17 protein-coding genes are annotated in these 19,722 nt (G+C 72.0%); 13 read left to right on the top strand and 4 right to left on the bottom strand.

Features of this window, described 5'->3' with window-relative positions; all coding sequences use genetic code 11:
* Positions 1-47 precede the first annotated feature (47 nt).
* From OH768_RS12650 to OH768_RS12615, 8 genes are all read left to right on the top strand, one after another.
* Positions 48-695, top strand: a complete 648-nt coding sequence (locus tag OH768_RS12650; RefSeq protein ID WP_406453088.1) for a ScbR family autoregulator-binding transcription factor — start codon at positions 48-50, stop codon at positions 693-695.
* Positions 696-717: 22 nt separating this feature from the next.
* Positions 718-1,890, top strand: a complete 1,173-nt coding sequence (locus OH768_RS12645) for a damage-control phosphatase ARMT1 family protein (RefSeq protein WP_406453086.1) — start codon at positions 718-720, stop codon at positions 1,888-1,890.
* A gap of 90 nt (positions 1,891-1,980) precedes the next feature.
* Positions 1,981-2,841: a TIGR03619 family F420-dependent LLM class oxidoreductase gene (locus OH768_RS12640; protein ID WP_406453085.1), complete on the top strand. Its 861-nt coding sequence runs from the start codon at positions 1,981-1,983 to the stop codon at positions 2,839-2,841.
* Between the two features lie 81 nt (positions 2,842-2,922).
* The gene (locus tag OH768_RS12635; RefSeq protein WP_406453083.1) at positions 2,923-3,873 is read left to right on the top strand and encodes an ABC transporter substrate-binding protein; all 951 of its coding nucleotides are present in this window, start codon (positions 2,923-2,925) and stop codon (positions 3,871-3,873) included.
* Positions 3,870-4,739: an ABC transporter permease gene (locus OH768_RS12630; protein WP_406453081.1), complete on the top strand. Its 870-nt coding sequence runs from the start codon at positions 3,870-3,872 to the stop codon at positions 4,737-4,739. Before OH768_RS12635 ends, OH768_RS12630 begins: the two co-directional genes overlap by 4 nt.
* Positions 4,736-5,605 (top strand): ABC transporter permease, encoded by an 870-nt coding sequence (locus tag OH768_RS12625; RefSeq protein WP_406453079.1) that lies wholly within the window; start codon positions 4,736-4,738, stop codon positions 5,603-5,605. The genes OH768_RS12630 and OH768_RS12625 overlap by 4 nt, the downstream gene beginning before the upstream one ends.
* Positions 5,602-7,209 (top strand): benzoylformate decarboxylase, encoded by a 1,608-nt coding sequence (gene mdlC / locus OH768_RS12620; RefSeq protein WP_406453077.1) that lies wholly within the window; start codon positions 5,602-5,604, stop codon positions 7,207-7,209. Before OH768_RS12625 ends, mdlC begins: the two co-directional genes overlap by 4 nt.
* Positions 7,210-7,218: 9 nt before the next feature.
* Positions 7,219-8,010 carry an ABC transporter ATP-binding protein gene (locus tag OH768_RS12615; RefSeq protein WP_406453075.1) on the top strand — a complete coding sequence of 264 codons (792 nt, stop codon included), beginning with the start codon at positions 7,219-7,221 and terminating at the stop codon, positions 8,008-8,010.
* Here OH768_RS12615 and OH768_RS12610 read toward each other — a convergent pair.
* Positions 7,964-9,208 carry an endonuclease/exonuclease/phosphatase family protein gene (locus OH768_RS12610; protein ID WP_406453073.1) on the bottom strand — a complete coding sequence of 415 codons (1,245 nt, stop codon included), beginning with the start codon at positions 9,206-9,208 and terminating at the stop codon, positions 7,964-7,966. The genes OH768_RS12615 and OH768_RS12610 overlap by 47 nt on opposite strands.
* Before the next feature lie 169 nt (positions 9,209-9,377).
* Here OH768_RS12610 and cyc2 point away from each other — a divergent pair, with 169 nt between their 5' ends.
* Positions 9,378-11,531, top strand: coding sequence for a germacradienol/geosmin synthase Cyc2 (gene cyc2, locus OH768_RS12605; RefSeq protein WP_406453071.1), 2,154 nt, complete (start codon positions 9,378-9,380; stop codon positions 11,529-11,531).
* Positions 11,532-11,538: 7 nt separating this feature from the next.
* Here the strand turns inward: cyc2 and OH768_RS12600 are convergent, their stop codons facing one another.
* Together OH768_RS12600 and OH768_RS12595 are read right to left on the bottom strand one after the other, a co-directional pair.
* Positions 11,539-13,071 (bottom strand): hypothetical protein, encoded by a 1,533-nt coding sequence (locus OH768_RS12600; protein ID WP_406453069.1) that lies wholly within the window; start codon positions 13,069-13,071, stop codon positions 11,539-11,541.
* A gap of 59 nt (positions 13,072-13,130) precedes the next feature.
* Positions 13,131-13,874, bottom strand: a complete 744-nt coding sequence (locus tag OH768_RS12595) for a glutamine amidotransferase-related protein (protein ID WP_406453067.1) — start codon at positions 13,872-13,874, stop codon at positions 13,131-13,133.
* A gap of 96 nt (positions 13,875-13,970) precedes the next feature.
* Here OH768_RS12595 and OH768_RS12590 point away from each other — a divergent pair, with 96 nt between their 5' ends.
* From OH768_RS12590 to OH768_RS12575, 4 genes are all read left to right on the top strand, one after another.
* On the top strand, positions 13,971-14,849 hold the full coding sequence (locus tag OH768_RS12590) for a LysR family transcriptional regulator (protein WP_406453065.1): 879 nt from the start codon (positions 13,971-13,973) through the stop codon (positions 14,847-14,849).
* Positions 14,850-14,971: 122 nt separating this feature from the next.
* Positions 14,972-15,556, top strand: coding sequence for a PDZ domain-containing protein (locus OH768_RS12585; RefSeq protein WP_406453063.1), 585 nt, complete (start codon positions 14,972-14,974; stop codon positions 15,554-15,556).
* Positions 15,557-15,682: 126 nt separating this feature from the next.
* Entirely contained in the window at positions 15,683-16,810 is a 1,128-nt protein-coding gene (locus OH768_RS12580; protein ID WP_406453061.1) for a M24 family metallopeptidase, read from the top strand.
* Between the two features lie 44 nt (positions 16,811-16,854).
* Positions 16,855-17,793 (top strand): phosphotransferase family protein, encoded by a 939-nt coding sequence (locus tag OH768_RS12575; RefSeq protein ID WP_406453059.1) that lies wholly within the window; start codon positions 16,855-16,857, stop codon positions 17,791-17,793.
* 35 nt (positions 17,794-17,828) lie between these two features.
* Here OH768_RS12575 and treZ read toward each other — a convergent pair whose 3' ends face one another.
* The gene (treZ, locus tag OH768_RS12570) at positions 17,829-19,577 is read right to left on the bottom strand and encodes a malto-oligosyltrehalose trehalohydrolase (RefSeq protein WP_406453057.1); all 1,749 of its coding nucleotides are present in this window, start codon (positions 19,575-19,577) and stop codon (positions 17,829-17,831) included.
* Between the last annotated feature and the right edge of the window lie 145 nt (positions 19,578-19,722).

The raw sequence follows: 19,722 nt of genomic DNA, 5'->3' as shown, positions 1-19,722 counted from the left end.
AAACGGCATGGGCCGTTGTTTTTTCCTTCACGGGAGTGTTTCAGTCGATGGCGAGGCAGCTACGGGCCGAACAGACCCGCACAACGATCATCACGGCCGCCGCCGAGCTGTTCGACCGGCAGGGCTATGAGTCCACCAGTCTCAGCGACATCGTCGACCACGCCCAAGTCACCAAGGGCGCCCTGTACTTCCACTTCGCGGCCAAGGAAGACCTCGCCCACACCATCCTGGAGATGCAGGCCAAGGCCTCGCGCCAGATGACCGAGGACATGGACAGCCGGGGCTACTCCTCACTGGAGACACTGATACGTGTCACTTTCGGCATGACCCGGCTGGCCGTCGAGGGTCCCATCCCGCGAGCCGGACTCCGGCTCGCCGCAGGGGAGATCGAGGTACGGCCCCCGATGCCGCACCCCTTCACGGAGTGGCTCGACATCGCCGCCCGCAAACTCGCCGGCGCGGTCGCGGAGGCCGACGCGCACCCCGACATCGACGTGGACGCCGTCGCCCGCACCCTCGTCGGACTCTTCGTCGGCATCCGCGTCATCGGGCGCGCCCTGGAACCGGTTGCCCTGCAGCCCCGCAGAACCGCCGAGATGTGGCACCTGGTGATCCGCGGCGTGGTCCCCGTACCGCGCCGCGCCCGCTATCTCAGCCTCGCCGCGCGACTGGAGCGGGAGATCGGCGCCGGCTGACCCGCCCGGTACGGTGAGCCGCATGCCCGACACCCCCGCCGCGCCCGTGATCCTCGGCAACGAGCCCGGCTCGTTCCCCCACAGCGTGCTGGCCGAACGGCACCCCGCGATCATCCACCAGGTCCGCGACGCCTTCCCCTACGGCCCCGCACAGCACCGCGCCCTCGACGCCCTGCTGAAGAACTGCACCGAGGGCGCCATCGAACCCCTCCCCACCGACGCCCCCGACCACGGACAGTGGGCCGCCTGGGGCACCGACGAGTACACCGGACGCTCCTGGTACGACGTCCCCTGGCTCTGGTCCGAGAGCTACTTCTACCGCCAACTCCTGGGCGCCGTCGGCTACTTCGGCCCCGACGCCTGGCAGGGCATCGACCCGTTCCGACCCTTCAAACGCGCCGAACTCGACGCACCCGAGACGGACGAGGAACTCGCCGCCCTCGACGCGCTTGAAGGCAAGTCGCCGGAGGAGCGCGGGCAGGCACTGCTGCACGGCTCCCTCTGGGGCAACCGCGCGGACCTCGGCTTCCGCCTCTCCGCCGCCGGAGCGGAGTCGGCCGCGCAGGCCCCCGTCCCGGCCCTGGTCGCCGACGACAGCGAGCGACTGTGGTCACTCCTCTCCGGCACCCTCTGTCTCGTCGCCGACAACGCGGGCCGCGAACTCATCCCCGACCTGCTGCTGATCGCCCACCTCCTCGACCAGGGGCGCGTCGAACGGGCGGTCCTGCACATCAAGCCCCACCCGTACTACGTCTCCGACGCCACCACCGCCGACGTGGTCGACGCGCTTCACCGGCTGACCGGGGCACCGGGTGCGGCGGCGACGTACGGCCGTAGCTTCTGGTCGGCGATGGCGGACGGCCGTCTCACCGTGCGCGCCCACGCCTTCTCCTGTGCCCCGCTGCCGTACGCCGACCTGCCCGCCGACCTCCGCGCCGAGTTCGCCGCGGCCACCCTGACGATCGTGAAGGGCGACCTCAACTACCGCCGCCTGGTGGGCGATCGGAGCTGGACCCCCACCACGCCGTTCACCGACGTCACCGCGTACTTCCCGGGACCGGTCGCCGCCCTGCGCACCCTCAAGTCCGATGTGATCACCGGCCTCGACGCCGACACGGAGACCGCGTTGGTCGCGGCGGAGGGGCAGCGCTGGCGCACGGGCGGCACCCATGCGCTGATCCAGGTGAAGGGGTGAACGGGGTATCCCCGGTGCCCGTCGTGCAGTTGGATCGGTCACTGACGTTCTTGCCGGACGTTCTTGTCGCGCGAGGGGAGTACGACCGAGATGCGTATCGGAGTGGCACCGCACCGCCTGTGGCCCGACCGGGACGAAGAGGTGGACGCGGTCCTTCAAGTCGCCGTCAGTGCCGAGGAGTTGGGACTCGACCACGTCTTCGCGAGCGGCCACGTGGTGGCCGGTGCGACAGGTGTGACCCCGGACCCGCTGGTCCTGCTGTCAGCCGTGGCCGGGGCGACGCGGCGGATCGGGCTGGTCACCAGCGTGCTGGTGCTGCCGCTGTACAACCCGCTGATCCTGGCCCACCAGACCGCCACCCTCGACCGCCTCTCCGGCGGCCGTTTCACCCTCGGTGTCGGCACCGGCTGGGACACCGAGGAGTACGCGGCAGTCGGCGTCCCGTTCGCAGGGAGGGGCCGCCGGACCGACGAACAGCTCGCCGTCGTACGGCAGTTGTGGCGCGGCGAGGGCTCCGCGCGGCTCGGGGTGCTGCCCCGTACCGAGGGCGGACCCGGCGTCTGGATCGGCGGCCAGAGCGACGCGGCACTGCGCCGGGCCCTGCGGTTCGGCGACGCCTGGCACGGCTCCGGAGTCGACGCGGAAGGGCTCACCGGAGTACGGGCGCGGCTCGACGCGCTCGGCGCCGAGGTGGGACGCGACCCGGGTGAACTGGCCCTGACGGCAGGCCTGTTCCTCGTGCCGCCCGGCTTCACGGCCGCGGTGAAGGTGCCAGGGCGCCCGCTGGGCGGAGCCGACGCGAGCGCCGAGAGCGTACGGGACGAGTTGGGGCAGCTGGCCGACGCCGGGCTGGTCTCCGCGTCCCTCTGGCTACCGGTTGCCACGGAGGTGCTGCCGGACGCGCTCGCGTGGGTCGGCGGAGAACTCGTTTCGCATTTTTCCAAACAGTGAAGGTTTGTCCGACCTGCATGTGGTGATCATGCCAAAACGCTGGTATTTCTTGCTCGCATGACGACTTCGCGTCAATTACAAGTGGGAACAGGAAGGTCGGCGGCGGGCGCGATCGCGCTGGCGCTCGTGCTCGTCTCCTGCGGGGACGGTGGGGACTCCGGCTCCGCGGGCGACGTGAACCAGAAGATCCGGGTGGCCGCGTTGCCGCTGACCGACGCGGCGGCGCTCTACATCGCGCGGGACCGCGGACTGTTCGTGAAGGAGGGGCTGGACGTCACCATCCAGCCCGTCCAGCAGAGCATCCAGGCCCTGCCCGCCCTGTCCAAGGGGCAGGTCGACGTGATCGCGAGCGCGAACTACGTCACCTTCCTCCAGGCCGACGAGAAGGGCACCCTCGACCTCCGCATTCTCGCCGAGGGCGTCCGCACGGCACCGCACATGATGGACGTCCTGGTCGCGAAGGACTCGCCCATCAAGACCCCCGCCGACCTCAAGGGCAAGACGGTCGCCGTCAACATCCTCAACAACATCCAGTCGCTCACCCTCGACGCGATCCTGGACCAGCGGGGCGCCGGGCACCCCGTGTACCGCCAGATCGCCTTCCCGCAGATGGGTCCCGCCCTGCAGAAGGGCCAGGTCGACGCCGTCCACGCGGTCGAGCCCTTCGACAGCGCGATCCAGGGCGAGTTGAAGGCACGGGTGCTGCTCGACGGCGGGTCCGCGCCCGTCCGGTCCCTGCCGATCAGCGGCTACGTCACCACCCGCGCCTTCGCCGAGAAGCATGCCAAGGCCGCGGCGGCGTTCCGGCGCGCGATCGAGGCCGCCTCGAAAATCGCGGCCCAGGACCCCTCGGCCGTACGCGCCGAACTCCCCAAGTACACCAAGGTGACCGCGGACCAGGCCAAGACCATCAACCTGCCCGCCTATCCGGCCGCAACCGATGCCGCCCAACTGCGCCGGCTCACCGAACTCATGCGGAAACAGGGGCTGTTGAAGAAACCGATCGACCCGGCCACGCTCCTCGTCAAGTGAACCGCCGCCAGGAACTCACCCTGGGCGCCCTCGGCGTCCTCCTGGCCCTCGGCACCTGCGAGGTGGTCGGCAGAGCAGGCCTCGTACGACGCAGCTACCTGCCACCAGCGTCCGAAGTCCTGGCCCGCGCAGTCGAGTTGGCGGGCGACCGCACGTTCCTCAACGACGTCGCGGTCACCCTCCGGGCCTGGGCACTCGGCCTCGGCCTCGCCTGCGCCATCGCGATTCCTCTGGGTCTGCTGCTGGGCAGCCTGCCGGTGGTCGACGACGCCGTACGCGCGGTCATCGAATTCCTCCGTCCGCTCCCGTCCGTCGCCCTGATCCCCCTCGTCTCCCTGCTCCTCGGCTCCGGCACCGGGACCGAGGTCGCGCTGATCACCTACGCCTCGATCTGGCCCATCCTCTTCAACACCGTCTACGGCCTGGGCGAGACCGACCCCCTCGCCAAGGACACCCTGCGCACCTTCGGCTTCGGCCGCCTGTCGATACTCCTGCGCGTCGAACTCCCCGCCACGGCCCCCTTCATCGCCGCCGGCCTCCGCATCTCGGCCGCCACAGCGCTCGTCCTCGCGACAGCCACCGAACTCCTCTCCGGCTTCGGCCAGGGCCTCGGCATCTTCATCGCCCAGGCCCAACTGGCCACGGACGGCACCCGGGACGTGCTGGCTGGAGTGGTGTGGGCGGGGGTGCTGGGGCTGGTGATCAACGGAGTGCTGGTGTGGGGGGAGCGGAGGGCGTTTCCCTGGAGGGCGGGGGCCCAAGGATCGCCGGGCGCGGCGCGCGGGGCGTGGAGGAGGTCCGGGCGGGGCGGCGCGCGACGCGACCTTCACGGCGGCGGGGCCGCCGACGCCGGGGTGCCGTCGTGAGCGTTGCACCGACCTCCGAGTCGCGCCGTCCCGCAGACCGTGGCGCGGCGGCGCGCATCGCGCACCTCGCCCGCGGTGCTCTCCCGCGCGTGCTGGTCCTCGTACTCGCCCTGGCCGCCTGGCAGTTGGCCGCCCGCGCGCACGGCAGTGTCTACTTCCCGACGCCCGCCCATATCGCGCGCCATGCCTACGACCTGTGGTTCTCGGGGCCGGTCGGACACGCGTTCCTCACCCCGGCCGCCGTCGACACCATCCTGCCCAGCCTCGGGCGGATGTCCGCGGGGTTCGTGCTCGCCGCCGTCGCCGGGATCGGCCTCGGCATCCTGGTCGGCCGCTCGCCCCGGGCCTACGCCCTCTGCGACCCGGTGCTCCAGTTCGCGCGGGCCGTGCCACCGCCCACGCTCGTGCCGGTGTTCGTCGTCGTGTTCGACTTCGGTACGCCGATGCAGCTCGCGTCGATCGTGTTCGGCGCTGTCTGGCCGGTGCTGATCAACACCGCGGAGGGCGCCCGCGACACCGACCCGCTCCGGCTCGACGTCGCCGCCGTACTGCGGCTGACCGCGGTCGAACGCCTGTGGTTCCTGCTGCTGCCCTCCGCGCTGCCCCGCATCTTCGCGGGCCTGCGGCTCAGCCTCTCGCTCTGCCTCATTCTCATGGTCTTCTCCGAGCTGCTGCCGGGCACCGCGAACGGCATCGGCTTCGCGCTCACCGACGCCCAGTCGCGCTCCGACCTGCTCACCGTATGGGCGGTACTGGTCCTGCTCGGCGCCCTGGGGTACCTGCTCAACACCGGCCTGCTGACGGTCGAGAGGCGGCTCACCGGCAAGCGGAACCACGAAGGAAGCCGCAAGGGAAGGACCACATGAAGGCAACCGTCCTGGACGCCGTCGTCCAGTTCCTCCGCGACACCGGGATGACCACGGTCTTCGGCAACCCGGGCTCCACCGAACTGCGCATGTTCCGCGACTGGCCCGAGGACTTCACCTACGTCCTCGGCCTCCAGGAGTCCACCGCCGTCGCCATGGCCGCGGGCCACGCGCTGGGCACCCGCAGCGCCGCGTTCGTCAGCCTGCACTCGGCCGGCGGTGTCGGCCACGCCCTCGGCGCGGTCTTCAACGCCCACCGCGACCGCGTCCCGCTGGTGATTCTGGCGGGCCAGCAGGCGCGCTCCCTGCTCCAGCTGCGCCCGTTCCTCGGCGCCGACCGGCCGGCCGAATTCCCGCGCCCCTACGTCAAGTTCGCCCACCAGCCGGAACGCGCCGCCGACGTCCCCGCCGTACTCGCCGAGGCCCACCGCGTCGCGATGACACCCCCGCGCGGACCGGTGTTCGTCTCCGTCCCCGAGGACGACTGGGACCAGCCCGCCGTCCCCGTCCAGCCGCGCACCCTGCACGCCGGCTTCACCGCCGACCCGCACGCCCTGGCCGCCCTCGCGGCCCGACTGGACGTCTGCGCCCGCCCCGCACTGGTCGTCGGCCCCGGCGTCGACGACGAGGACGCCCTCCCCGAGGTCCGCGCCCTGGCCGAACGCACCCGCGCGGGCGTCTGGATCAGCCCGCTCTCCGGCCGCTCTGGCTTCCCCGAGTCCCACCCCCTCTTCCAGGGCTTCCTGCCACCGGTGGCAGGCCAACTGGCCGCGCGACTACGGCCGTACGACGTTGTCGTGGCCCTCGGCGCGCCCGTGTTCACCTACCACTTCGACGACGGCGGACCGCTCCTCCATCCCGGCACCGAACTCCACCACCTGGACTGCGACCCCGCGCAGGCGGCCTGGCTGCCGACCGGGACCAGCATCGTCACCACCCTCAAGCCCGCCGTCGCTCAACTCGCGTCGCTGCTACGGCAGTCGGACCGCGAACCGCCCCCGCCCCGCCCGGCGCCGGCGCCGCCGGAACCCGGCACCGGCCTCACCGCGGAACTGGTCCTCGACCACCTCCGCACCCGGCTGCCCCGCGACCGCGTCCTCGTCGAGGAAGCCCCCAGCCACCGGGACGCCCTCCACGCGCGCGTGCCCGTCGACAACTCGGGCGGCTTCCTCACCACGGGCAGCGGGGCCCTCGGCTGGGGCCTGCCGCTCGCGGTGGGCCGCGCGCTCGCCGACCGGCGCCGACTGGTCTGCGTGCTCGGCGACGGTTCCGCGCTCTACTCGGTGCAGGCCCTGTGGACCGCGGCCCGCCACCGGGCACCGGTCACCTACGTCGTCCTCGACAACGGCGGCTACGCGGCCGTCCGCGCCCTGGGCCGCCGACTCGGCATCGCCCCGGTGCCCGGCACCGACATCGAAGGCGTCGACTTCGTCGCCCTGGCCCGGTCCTTCGGCTGCCCGGCGACCTACGTCGACGACCCCGCCGTACTCCCCGAGACCCTCGACCGCACCCTGCACGCGCCCGACGAGGACGGCCCGCACCTGCTGCACCTCCGGGTCGCCGCAGGCAAAGGCGCCCTCTACACCGAACCCTGGGCCAGGTGACCGACCGCGATGCTCCGCCTCGACTCCCTGAGCCAGCACTACGGCGACCAGCCCGTCCTGCACGACATCAGCCTCACCGTGCCGGACGGCCAACTCCTGTGCGTGGTGGGCCCGTCGGGCTGCGGCAAGTCCACCCTGCTGCGCACGGTCGCCGGGCTGCTGGCCGCGTGCGAGGGCACGATCACGATCGACGGCACACCCGTTACCGGCGTACCCGACCGCCTGGCCGTCGTCTTCCAGGACTACGGCCGCTCGCTGCTGCCCTGGCTCACCGTCCGCGACAACGTCGCCCTGCCCCTGCGCCGCCAGGGTCTGCGCCGGGCCGAGCGGCGCGCCGAGGCGGAACGCATCCTGGAGCGCGTCGGCCTGACCGGCTCCGCCCGCCGCCACCCCTGGCAGCTCTCCGGCGGCATGCAGCAGCGCGTGGCCATCGCCCGCGCCCTGGTCTGCCGTCCCTCCCTGCTCCTGATGGACGAACCCTTCGGCTCCCTCGACGCCCAGACCCGCGAGGACCTGGAGGACCTCCTCCTGGAGGTGCACCGCACGGATCGCACGACGATCGTCTTCGTCACCCACGACATCGACGAAAGCGTTTACGTCGGTGACCGCGTCGTCGTCCTGACCCCGGGCCCCGGCGCGAAGGTGGCGCTGGACCTGCCGGTCGAACTCCCTTGCCCCCGCGACCAGCTCGGCACACGGGGGCTGCCGGAGTTCGTGGCGCTGCGCACCCGGGTCGGCCGCGCGGTGCGCGCGCCTAGCCCAGCCGTACGTCCTGCCACACCATCCGGTGGTCCGACGTGACGACCGTTCTGCCGTCGCCGACCAGGCGGTACAGCGGATCGTCGGAGGTCGGCCAGAACACGCCGTTGCGGCCCGGGACCAGCCCCTTGGAGGGCAGGACGTGGTCCACGCGCAGATTGCCCGGTGCCGTGTCGCCGAAGTCGCCCGTGTCGTAGGCCGGGTTGCCGATCTGGCCCACGTTCGCGCCGCCCTGGAGCTTCGCCGCCTCGACCCCGCCCGCGCTGGCGGGCGGCTTCGCGGGCAGGTTGATCGCCGGGTGGTCGAGGAACTGCCGTACGGCGTGGTCGTAGCTGTCCCCGTCGTACGGATCGGCGTTCTGGTCGCCCGCGATCACGAACCGCGCGCCGGGCCGCAGCCCGCCCCGGACGCCCTTGTCGTCGTAGAGATAGGCGCTGCGGGCGTGACCGCCGATGTAGTCGGCCCACAGCCGGATCTCGTCGTGGTTGCGGCGGCCATTGCGGTCCTCCGGGCCGTCGAAAGTGGGCGGCGTCGGGTGCGAGACCAGGAAGTGCACGGTCTCGTGGCCGAGCCGGATCGGCACGTCCCAGTGGCTCTTGGAGGAGAGCCGGAAGATCGCGCGGGCCGCGTCGCTGTAGTAGCCCGGCGGGATCACGTTGCCCGGCATGTCCTTCCACAGGAAGTGCTGGAAGGTGCGCACCGCGCGGATGTCGATCGGGAACTTGGAGAGGACGACCATGCCGTACTGGCCCGGGAAGAAGCCGTAGCCGAACGCGTCCTGCCCGTACGCGTCCGAACCCGGCGTCGTCACCGCGCCGTTCTTGCCGTCGAGGTCGACACCCGAGGGGACGCCCGTGTTCACCGGGCCGGTGAAGTGGTACGGGAAGTGGATCGGGCGGGCGCCGTTGTGGCCCCGGGACAGGTAGTTGTCGAGGAACAGACGGACCGCCGCGCCGCCCTCGACGTAGTCGAACTCGTTGATCAGCAGGATGTCCGGGTTCACCCGCTGGATCGTCTCGGCGACGTTCCGCGCCTGGGCGTTGTCGGGCGTCGACAGGTCGGTGACCAGCGCGCCCTGCGTGGCCCGGTTCAGCGAGGCGTTGAACGTGGCGAACCGCACGGTCCGCCCGTACCCGTACCGCCCGGACGCCGATGCCGGGAACGCCGCGGTGCCGGTCAGCGCCGCCCCGGCCAGGGAGGCGAGCGCGGTGCGGCGGGAGAAGGAGCTGGAACGGTTCATCGGGACTCCGGTGAGGGAGGGGATGCGTGAACCCCCGTAGTCTGCGCGCGTAGAAGTGAACGCCACAAGATGCGGGGGAAACTCATGGGTTCACCCCTGAATCACGCGATGGTGTGATCATGTCCCTTGCCCGGGATGGCCGTTGAGGGGCGCGGGTAGGGCCCCGGCCATGACCCAGCCGTTCGAACTCCCGCACTTCTACATGCCGTATCCCGCGCGCCTCAACCCGCATCTGGACGAGGCCCGCGCCCACTCCTCCACCTGGGCGCGCGAGATGGGCATGCTGGAGGGCTCCGGGATCTGGGAGCAGGCCGACCTCGACGCGCACGACTACGGCCTGCTCTGCGCCTACACCCACCCCGACTGCGACGGGCCCGCGCTGTCGCTGATCACCGACTGGTATGTGTGGGTGTTCTTCTTCGACGACCACTTCCTGGAGACCTTCAAGCGCAGCCAGGACCGCGAAGGCGGCAAGGCCTACCTGGACCGGCTCCCGCTGTTCATGCCGCTCGACCTGGCGACTCCCGTTCCGGAGCCGGAGAATCCGGTCGAGGCGGGACTCGCCGACCTGTGGGCGCGCACGGTGCCGTCGATGTCCGTCGACTGGCGCCGCCGCTTCGCCGTCGCCACCGAGCACCTCCTCAACGAGTCCCTGTGGGAGCTGTCCAACATCAACGAGGGACGGGTCGCCAACCCCGTCGAGTACATCGAGATGCGCCGCAAGGTGGGCGGCGCGCCCTGGTCGGCGGGCCTTGTGGAGTACGCGACCGCCGAAGTGCCCGCGTCTGTCGCCGGATCGAGGCCGCTGCGGGTACTGATGGAGACCTTCTCCGACGGCGTCCACCTGCGCAACGACCTCTTCTCCTACCAGCGGGAGGTCGAGGAGGAGGGCGAGTTGAGCAATGGCGTGCTCGTCCTGGAGACCTTCTTCGGCTGCACCACCCAGGAGGCCGCCGACACCGTCAACGACGTCCTCACCTCCCGGCTCCACCAGTTCGAGCACACCGCGTTCACCGAAGTGCCCGCCGTGGCCCTGGAGAACGGCCTCACCCCGGACGAGGTCGCGGCCGTCGCCGCCTACACCCAGGGGTTGCAGGACTGGCAGTCGGGCGGCCACGAGTGGCATCTGCGCTCCAGCCGCTACATGAACGAAGGCGCCCTCGACAACTCGCCGTTGAAAGGACCGACCGGTATCGGCACCTCCGCCGCCGACATCGGCGCCCTCCTCGCCTCGGCCGGCGCCGAACGGCTGCGCGCCTACACCCACGTCCCCTTCCAGAAGGTCGGCCCCTCTCAACTCCCCGACTTCTACATGCCGTTCCAGGTCGAACTGAGCCCGCACCTCGACGGCGCCCGGCACCGTCTTGTCGACTGGATGCACTCCGTGGGCATGCTGGAGGAGGGCGTCTGGGACGAGGAGAAGCTCGCCGCCGCCGACCTCCCGCTCTGCTCGGCCGGCATCGACCCGGACGCCGCCGAGGAGGCCCTCGACCTCAGCTCGCGCTGGCTTGCCTGGGGCACCTACGGCGACGACTACTACCCCCTCGTCTACGGCGTCCGAGGCGACCTCGTCGCCGCCCGCGTCACCACGGCCCGCCTCTCCGACTGCATGCCCGTCGAGGGACCGGCGGTCGTCGTGCCGGTCAACGCGATGGAACGCGGACTCATCGACCTGTGGGCCCTCACCACCGCCGAGATGCCCGTGGACGACCGGCACACCCTGAAGGACGCGATCAACAAGATGACCGAGAGCTGGGTCTGGGAGCTGTCCAACCAGATCCAGCACCGCATCCCCGACCCGGTCGACTACCTGGAGATGCGCCGCGCCACCTTCGGCTCCGACCTCACCCTCAGCATGTGCCGCATGGGCCACGGCCCGAAGGTCCCGCCCGAGGTCTACCGCACCGGCCCGGTCCGCGCCCTGGAGAGCGCGGCCATCGACTACGGCTGCCTCATCAACGACGTCTTCTCCTACCAGAAGGAGATCGAGTACGAGGGTGAGGTCCACAACGCCATCCTTGTCGTCCAGAACTTCTTCGGCATCGACTACCCGACCGCGCTCGGCGTCGTCCACGACCTGATGACCCAGCGCATGCGCCAGTTCGAACACGTCGCCGCGAACGAACTGCCCGTCGTCTACGACGACTTCGACCTCTCGGACGAGGCCCGCGAGATCATGCGGGGCTATGTGACGGACCTGCAGCACTGGATGGCGGGCATCCTGAACTGGCATCGCGAGGTCGACCGCTACAAGTCCGCCTACCTGGCCCGCCGTTCGCACGGCTTCGTACCGGACCGGGTACCGGCAATGCCCTTCGCCTGACGACCCGTCAACCGAGATCCCTGGGGTCCCGGACCCGCTCCGCCACATCCTCGGCGAGCTCCCGTACGGCCGTCGCGGCGGCGCCCGAGAGCTCGCCGAGTATCGCGTCGGCGGCGGCCAGGGTCACCTGGGCCTCCTCCGGGAGGTTCGCGTCGGCCAGCGCGCGGGTCAGGGCGTAGTGCTCCTCGGCGAGGAAACGGCCGAGGTTCACGACCTGCCAATGCCGCAGCGAGTCGTCACCGGGGTCGGCCAGCGTGTCCCGGAGGGCGGCCAACGTCCGTCCGGCCGCGGCGAGTTGATCCGTCTCCCGCTCCAGGCGGGCCTGTGTCAGCCGGGCCGAGACTCGGTCCCACGCCGTCAGCTGGAGGGCGGCGTAGAGGCGCTGGGCGCGCAACGCCTGGACGCGGTCGCCCAACTGCTCGAACTCGTAGGCCAGCGAGCGCAGGGGAGACGGGTCCAGTGCCTGCGGGGTGCCCGGCCGCCGTAGCAGGCTCTGGTCCATCTCGATCTCGTCCAGCCGGCGGATCAGGGCCGCCCGGGCCAACTCGGTGAGCCCCTGGTCGGCCGCCAACTCGGTCCAGGTGGACGGGGGTTCGTCGGAGGGATCCGTACCGAAGAGCGACTCGTCGAGCTCCCGGGCCCACTCCTGGAGGGCTGGTCCGTCCGCGTCCGGGCTCGGCATCTCACTCAGCCCGCACGCGGTGTCGAAGTCCGTCTCCCGCACCTCGTGAAGCAGCGGCAGATCCTCGATGTGCCCGTGCAGCCCCACCAGCACGGCGGCGAGCCGCAGTTCGTCCGTCATCGACGACTCCGTCTCGCGTCGCAGCAGGTGCCGCAGCAGTTCCAGGTCGCCGTCCGCGCGGTCGAACTGCGCGGCCCGCAGGGCGAGTCGACGCCGTACGGGGTCCCCGGCCACCGTGTCCCACGCCGTACGGTCGCCCGCGCGCAGCGCCGCCAGATCCGCCCGCCCCTGGGCGAGCACCGGCTCCCACAGCGGGGGACGGGGATGGCGGTCGAGGAGGCTGTAGGCGCCGCCCTCCTCGGCGTTCAGGAGCAGGAAGTCGGGCTCCGTGCGCAGCAGGGCCGCGTGCAGCATGCCGATCAGCTCGACCGGGGAACGCTCGGACAGGCCCAGGGCGGCCCGGAGTCGGGGCCGCGCCTCGTCGAGGCCGTAGTCCTCGCGGAATTCGTCCTCCGTCTCTGTGACCGCCGCCAGGATCTTCTCCGGGCCGTCGGACGGGGACAGGTCCAGATGGTCGCGCCAGCCCGGCAGACCGATCACGAGCTCCAGTGCCTCGTCGACACTGGAGCCGATGATCCCGGCCGAGCCCTCGGAGTCGGCGTACAGCACGGAACCGTCCGCGCACACGAAGTACGTACCGCCCGCGCCGTCGCCGGCGACCGGCCGCAGCGGGGCGCCCGAGGCCAGCCGGACCTGCTCGACGTGGTCCGTCCGGTCCAGGTCGAAGTCGAAGGGGAACGCGGCCAGTTCGGCCAGGTGGGTGTGCTGTCGGAGCAGCCGCAGGGCGTGATCGGTCATGTCACAGAACGTAACAGGCGGCTCTGACAACGGGCCCGGGCTGCTTCGGAAACCCCAGGTCAGACAGGCTGACGCTCGGTTCGTGCGGCGTGTTCGACCGCCGCCCGGGCCAGGGCGCGGACCACCGGGTGCGGGCGGGTGCCGTCGCCGGACAGTTCGGGCTGGAAGAGGGTGGCCAGGAAGAAGGGATGGCCGGGGAGCTCGGCGATCCGCACGTGACCGTCCTCGTCGTGTCCGGAGAAGCGCAGGCCGTGGGTGCGCAGGGTGTCGAGGTGGCGGGAGGGGCCGTAGGAGCAGAAGTAGCGTTCGACCGTGCGCTCGGAGCCGATCACCGACTCGGCGAGCGAGCCCGGGTCGATCGTGACCACCGCCTCGTGGCCGACGAGCGAACAGCCGAGCGGTTCGATGAGGAGGTCCGCGGCGTCGGGGTCGTTCTCGGCGTGCGCGACCCGGGTCAGCCCGCACACGTCACGGGCGTACTCCAGGAGCGCGTGCTGGAAGCCGCCGCAGGTGCCGAGGAAGGGAATGCCTTCCACGCGCGCGGTGCGGATCGCGGTCAGGACGCCGGCCTCGCTGCGGTACGGGCTGCCGGGCAGCACCCACACGGCGTCGAAGCCGCGTACCGCATCCTCGGCCTCGGCGTCCTCGGAAGGGATCCAGTAGGCGTCGAGAACGAGCCGGTCGCGTTCGGCGAGGGCGTCCAGGATCAGGGGGAGGCGGGTGTGCGAGACGACGTTGGGGGAGCGGTCGCCGACCAGGGCGATACGGGCGGTCCGGTCCGTATGAGCTGCGGTGTTCGTCATGTCCCTCATCGTGGGCGCGCGCCGAGGTTCACGTCCAACGATGATTTGTGCACCCCCGATAAGCGGAGCTGATGCGGCCCGGGCATCCTGTCCGGCATGGACCCGCATCTTCTGCGTACCTACGTCACCGTGGCCCGGCTCGCCTCCTTCTCGGAGGCCGCGCGCGAGCTGGGCTACACCCAGTCCGCGGTGTCCCAGCACATCGCCGCCCTGGAACAGGATCTCGGTGCCCCGCTGCTCACCCGCCGCCCGGTCACGCCCACGGCCGCCGGTGAACGGCTCCTCGAACACGCTGCCCCGTTGCTGCTGCGCCTGGACGCGGCCCGCGCGGACGTCGTACGGATGGCCGCCGCACCCGAACACGGGCTGACCGTCGCCACCGCGCCGACCGCGCTCGCACCACGCGTCCTCGCCGCCCTCCCGCGCGCGGGAGTCACTCTCCGGGTGCTCGCCCGCGACGAGATCCCGGCCGCCGTGGCCACCGGCACCGCCGACCTGGGCCTGGTCGACGGGATCGCGGCCCCCAACGACCCGCTACGGCTGCCCGACGTGGCCCCGCTGACGACCCACGGCGTCGCCGAGGAACCCGTGTGCGTCCTCCTCCCCGACACGCATCCCCTGGCCGGCCGCTCCGCCCTGCGCCTCGGTGACCTCGCCGCCGCCCGCTGGCTGGACGCCCCCGACGCGGGCGTGCCCCTCGCGCGGCTCCGCGCGGCGAACGGCGGCGGCGCCTTCCGCCCCGCCCTCCGCTACGACGGCACCGACGTCCGCGTCCTCACGGCCCTCGCCGCCGCGGGCCACGGCCTGACTCTGCTGCCCCGCTCGGCGGCCACCGGAGTACCGGGAGCGGTCGCCGTCCCGCTCACCGAACCACGTGTCGTGCACCGCACGGAACTTGTCTACCGGGGTGCGCCCCGAGGGGCGGCGGCACGCTTGGCGGGACGGCTGGTGGAACGGGAGCGGCAACGGGAGTGAGGCACCACGCGCGCGTACTTCACACGTGGCCGGCTTCCCTCTCCTGACCCTCGGTCAGTCTCACTCGTTCGTGGCACGTCGGGCGTCGGTGCGCCGGGTAGAGCATCTGCCGGAGGCGATCCATGGAACAGACTGCGTTGCGTCCCAAGCCGATGCCCGGCCAGGAACCCGGCGACGGCACCAAGCCCGGCACCACCCGGCGCCCGCACGCCGCGCGGCGCCGCGGCCGACGGCTCATCACCCTGCTGTTCAGCGTGTTCGTCGGGACCGTCCTGGTGCTCTCGGGGGTCGGACTCGGCACGGTCGGCGCCACCGTGATCGGCATGAGCAAACTCGCCGACATGCAGCGCCAGGCGGCCCGGCAACCGGCGCGGACGGCCACCCCTGCCGACCGTCCTTCCGCCATGAACCCGACACCCTCGCCCACATCGGCACCCTCCGCCACCGCGACGCTCGGCGTGGAGGCCGTGGACGCCGAGCAGGCCGGCGCCCTGATCGTCGGCGTCCACGTGCCCGGCCCCGGATACACGGCGGGCCTGGTCCGCGGCGACGTACTGCTCACGTTCGGCGGTGCCCGGATCGACTCGGCGGCCGACCTCGCGCGCGCCGTCGCCCGCGCCCACCCGGGGAAGGAGGTCACCGTCACGGTGCGCCACCGCAGCGGTGGCTTCCAGCAGTTCACCGTGGCTCCCGGCTTCGTCGTCTGACGCGCGCGTGAGCCGGGGAGCGCACGAGCCGGAAGCGCTCCGTTCCCGTCGATCGGCTCGCGTGGGCCTCCGGGTGCGGGCAGGATGCTGCCCGTAGCCACCTTTCGCCCGTTCTCGGAGGCCTGAATGACCGGTAGCCCGCCCGAGCCCTTCACCGCCGCCGACTACCGGGCCCGCATGGACCGCGCCGCGCGGGCCGCCGCCGACGCCGGTCTCGCGGGGCTGCTGGTCGCTCCGGGACCGGACCTGGTGTGGCTCACCGGCTACGCGCCCACCGCGATCACCGAACGGCTCACCGTCCTCGTCCTGGCCCCCGGACGCTCCCCGGTCCTCGTCGTCCCCACCCTGGAGGCCCCCGACGCGGCCAAGGCACCCGGCGCCGACGCCCTCACCCTGCGCGACTGGACCGACGGCAAGGACCCCTACGCGGCCACCGCCGCGCTGCTTGACGCGACGGGCCGCTTCGGCATCAGCGACAACGCCTGGGCGATGCATCTGCTGGCACTCCAGAAGACACTGCCCGACACCGCCTACGCCTCCCTCACCGACGCGCTGCCGATGCTGCGCGCCGTGAAGGACACGGCCGAACTGCGGCTCATGGCAGCCGCCGGAGCGGCTGCCGACGCAGCGTACGAGGAGATCCGGAAGGTTCCCTTCGCCGGCCGCCGCGAGTCCGACGTCGGCACCGATCTGGCCGATCTGCTACGGCAGTTCGGGCACTCCCAGGTCGACTTCACCATCGTCGCCTCGGGCCCCAACGGAGCCAACCCGCACCACGAGGTCGGCGACCGTGTCATCCAGCGGGGCGACATGATCGTCCTCGACTTCGGCGGCCTCAAGGACGGCTACGGCTCCGACACCTCGCGCACGGTCCACGTCGGCGAACCCGACGACGAGGAACAGCGCGTCCACGACCTCGTCCGCGAGGCCCAGGAAGCCGGTTTCCGCGCGGTGCGCCCCGGAGTCGCCTGCCAGGAGGTCGACCGGGCCGCCCGCGCGGTCATCGACGACGCCGGGTACGGCCCCTACTTCATCCACCGCACCGGTCACGGCATCGGCGTCACCACGCACGAGCCGCCGTACATGATCGAGGGCGAGGAACAGCCCCTCGTGCCCGGGATGTGCTTCTCCGTGGAGCCCGGCATCTATCTGCCCGGCCGCTTCGGGGTGCGCATCGAGGACATCGTCACGGTGACCGAGGACGGCGGTCGACGGCTCAACAACACGGCCCGCGAGATGGCCCTGGTGGACTGACGACGACCAGGAGCCCCGACACCCCGAACGGCGACGGCGCGACCATGACCCAGGCACCGACACCCACCGCGGAAACCGTCCGACAACTGGTCCGTTCCCTGCTCAAGGACGGTGCGGCCGACAGCACAGGACCCGAGGTCCGGCCCGTCGCCGAGGGCGGCGAGCACTCCACGTGGTGGGTCGGCACCCGCCATGTACTGCGCTTCGCCCCGGGCCGCGAGGCCACCCTGCGACAGCGCCGCGAACTGCGCCTGCGCGACCTCGTACGGCCGTACCTGCCCGTCGTCGTTCCGACGAGCGTGGCGCACGGCGAGTGGGCGCCCGGACTCGGCTACACGCTGGACACCAAGGTGCCCGGCCGGTCCGGCGAGGACCAGGACGTCTCCGCCGTCGGTGAGGCCGACCTGGCCGGACTGCTCACCGGGCTGCGCGAGGTGCCCGTCCGGCAGGCCGAGGCGCTCGGTGTCCCGCGTACCGCCCCGCGCTCCCTGGAGGCACTGCGCCGCGCCGCCGAGCAGGCGGCCGGACGGCTGGCCGCCGCCGACGAGTTCGACGCCGCGCGCCTCCACCAGCTCACCCAGCCCGGCGCGGTCCAGCTCGCCGCGCAGTCCGCCACCGCGGTCCTCGTCCACCACGACCTCAGGGGCGAGCACCTCGTGGTGAGCGCCGACGGCCGGGTGCGCGGCGTCCTGGACTGGACCCACGCGGCCCTCGGCGACCCCGCGGAGGACATCGCCGGGCTCGCGCTGGCCGTCGGCGCCCCCGCCGCCGTACGCGCCGCCACCCTCGCGGGCTACGGCGCCCGTCCCTGCCTGCGCGGCCTGTGGCTCGCCCGCTGCGACACGGTCGTCCACCTCGCCGACCGCCTCAAGGACCGCGACACCGGCCCCCTCCCGCTCCTCAGGGCCCAACTGCGCCACACCTGGGAGGCGATCCTGCTGGAACGGGTGACGGAACTGCGGCGCGGGGACGGGGAGTTGTAGCGCGCAAAGGCTTGCGTAAACGCTTGCGCAAGCGTTTACGCCTGCGCCAGCACCACGCACGACTCCCCGGGCAGCCGCAGCAACCCGTCCGCCCCCGGTGTCTCCACGGGGTCCCACGCGGCCAGGATCTCCGCCGGGCGGGTGCCCAGGGGGATCGCGGCCGGTTCCTTGCCGAGGTTCACGGCGACGCGTACGTCGCCGCGTCGGAGGGCGAGCCAGCGGGCGTCCTCGTCGTAGGCCACCTTGGTGTCGCTGAGGTCGGGGTCGGTGAGGTCGGGCTGCTCGTGCCGGAGGGCGATGAGCCGCCTGTACCAGGCCAGCACGCGCGCATGGGGATCGAGCTCCGGTTCCGACCAGTCCAGGCAGGAGCGGTCGCGGGTCGCCGGGTCCTGCGGGTCGGGCACGTCCTCCTCGGCCCAGCCGTGTGCCGCGAACTCCCGCCGCCTGCCCCGCCGTACGGCGTCCGCGAGGTCCGGGTCGGTGTGGTCTGTGAAGAACTGCCAGGGTGTGCCGGCCGCCCATTCCTCGCCCATGAACAGCATCGGCGTGAAGGGACCGGTGAGCGTCAGTGCCGCCGCGCAGGCCAGCAGCCCGGGGGAGAGGGACGCCGAAAGACGGTCCCCCTGGGCGCGGTTGCCGATCTGGTCGTGGGTCTGGCTGTAGCCGAGCAGCCGGTGCGCGGCCACGCGTGTGCGGTCCAGGGGGCGGCCGTGATGCCGGTTGCGGAAGCTCGAATAGGTGCCGTCGTGGAAGAAGCCGCCCGTCAGCGTCTTGGCGACCGCCGAGAGCGGGGCCCGCGCGAAGTCCGCGTAGTAGCCCTGCGATTCACCGGTCAGCGCGGTGTGCAGAGCGTGGTGGAAGTCGTCGTTCCACTGTGCGTGCAGCCCGAGACCGCCCTCCGCGCGGGGGGTGACCACCCGCGGGTCGTTCAGGTCGGACTCGGCGACCAGGAAGAGCGGCCGGCCCGTCTCGGCGGCCAACTCGTCAACGGCGGCGGACAGTTCCTCCAGGAAGTGGCACGCGCGCGTGTCCTGCAGCGCGTGCACCGCGTCCAGCCGCAGCCCGTCGATCCGGTAGTCCCGCAGCCACGCCAGCGCGCTGCCCAGGAGGAAGGCGCGCACCTCGTCCGAGCCGGGCGCGTCCAGGTTGACGGCGCTGCCCCAGGGCGTCTGGTGCGTGTCCGTGAAGTAGGGGCCGAACGCGGGCAGGTAATTCCCGGACGGGCCAAGGTGGTTGTGCACCACGTCCAGCACGACGCCCAGACCGAGTTCGTGGGCCCGGTCGACGAACCGCTTCAGTCCCTCGGGGCCGCCGTAGGGCTCGTGCACGGCCCACAGGGAGACGCCCTCGTAACCCCAGCCGTGCCGGCCGGGGAACGGACACAGGGGCATCAACTCGACGTGGGTGACGCCCAGTTCGGCGAGATGGCCGAGCCGGTCGGCCGCCGCGTCCAGGGTGCCCTCGGGCGTGTACGTGCCGACGTGCAGCTCGTAGAGCACCGCGCCCGGCAGCGGGCGCCCCGGCCACGCGGCGGTGCGCCACGCGTACCGCTCGTGCTCGACGACGGCGCTCAGGCCGTCCGGGCCGTCCGGCTGGCGGCGCGAGCGCGGGTCGGGCAGCGGCGGGCCGTCGTCGACCGCGAACCCGTACCGGGTGCCGTCGCTCGCCTCCGCCTCGCCGCTCCACCACCCCACGCGCTCGGGATCGCGTTCCAACGCGCGTGTGGCGCTCTCGCGATGGAGCGTCACACGGTCTGCCTCTGGTGCCCACACCTCGAACTGCACGGACGGTTCCCCTTCGTCTGCTCACCGGGATGTAGCCCGTCCATCGTGCTTCAAACGAGATCAATCCGCTTTTGAATCCGCCCCTTTGGCGCAGGTGTCGTCATCTTCGCGCGCGTGCGGGCCGTTTCCTCGTCTTCTGGACACC

This window comes from Streptomyces sp. NBC_01622, from assembly GCF_045209635.1.
Lineage (GTDB): Bacteria > Actinomycetota > Actinomycetes > Streptomycetales > Streptomycetaceae > Streptomyces.
The sequence above is the reverse complement of the archived record's forward strand: the minus strand, read 5'-3'. Positions and strand labels throughout refer to the sequence as shown.

Excerpts from the sequence above, each read along its gene's own strand:
- OH768_RS12610 (WP_406453073.1), bottom strand. The coding sequence starts at position 9,208 with ATGAACCGTTCCAGCTCCTTCTCCCGCCGCACCGCGCTCGCCTCCCTG.
- OH768_RS12615 (WP_406453075.1), top strand. The coding sequence starts at position 7,219 with ATGCTCCGCCTCGACTCCCTGAGCCAGCACTACGGCGACCAGCCCGTC.
- OH768_RS12595 (WP_406453067.1), bottom strand. The coding sequence starts at position 13,874 with ATGACGAACACCGCAGCTCATACGGACCGGACCGCCCGTATCGCCCTG.
- mdlC (WP_406453077.1), top strand. The coding sequence starts at position 5,602 with ATGAAGGCAACCGTCCTGGACGCCGTCGTCCAGTTCCTCCGCGACACC.
- OH768_RS12590 (WP_406453065.1), top strand. The coding sequence starts at position 13,971 with ATGGACCCGCATCTTCTGCGTACCTACGTCACCGTGGCCCGGCTCGCC.
- cyc2 (WP_406453071.1), top strand. The coding sequence starts at position 9,378 with ATGACCCAGCCGTTCGAACTCCCGCACTTCTACATGCCGTATCCCGCG.
- OH768_RS12600 (WP_406453069.1), bottom strand. The coding sequence starts at position 13,071 with ATGACCGATCACGCCCTGCGGCTGCTCCGACAGCACACCCACCTGGCC.
- OH768_RS12580 (WP_406453061.1), top strand. The coding sequence starts at position 15,683 with ATGACCGGTAGCCCGCCCGAGCCCTTCACCGCCGCCGACTACCGGGCC.
- OH768_RS12575 (WP_406453059.1), top strand. The coding sequence starts at position 16,855 with ATGACCCAGGCACCGACACCCACCGCGGAAACCGTCCGACAACTGGTC.
- OH768_RS12585 (WP_406453063.1), top strand. The coding sequence starts at position 14,972 with ATGGAACAGACTGCGTTGCGTCCCAAGCCGATGCCCGGCCAGGAACCC.
- OH768_RS12650 (WP_406453088.1), top strand. The coding sequence starts at position 48 with ATGGCGAGGCAGCTACGGGCCGAACAGACCCGCACAACGATCATCACG.
- OH768_RS12640 (WP_406453085.1), top strand. The coding sequence starts at position 1,981 with ATGCGTATCGGAGTGGCACCGCACCGCCTGTGGCCCGACCGGGACGAA.
- OH768_RS12645 (WP_406453086.1), top strand. The coding sequence starts at position 718 with ATGCCCGACACCCCCGCCGCGCCCGTGATCCTCGGCAACGAGCCCGGC.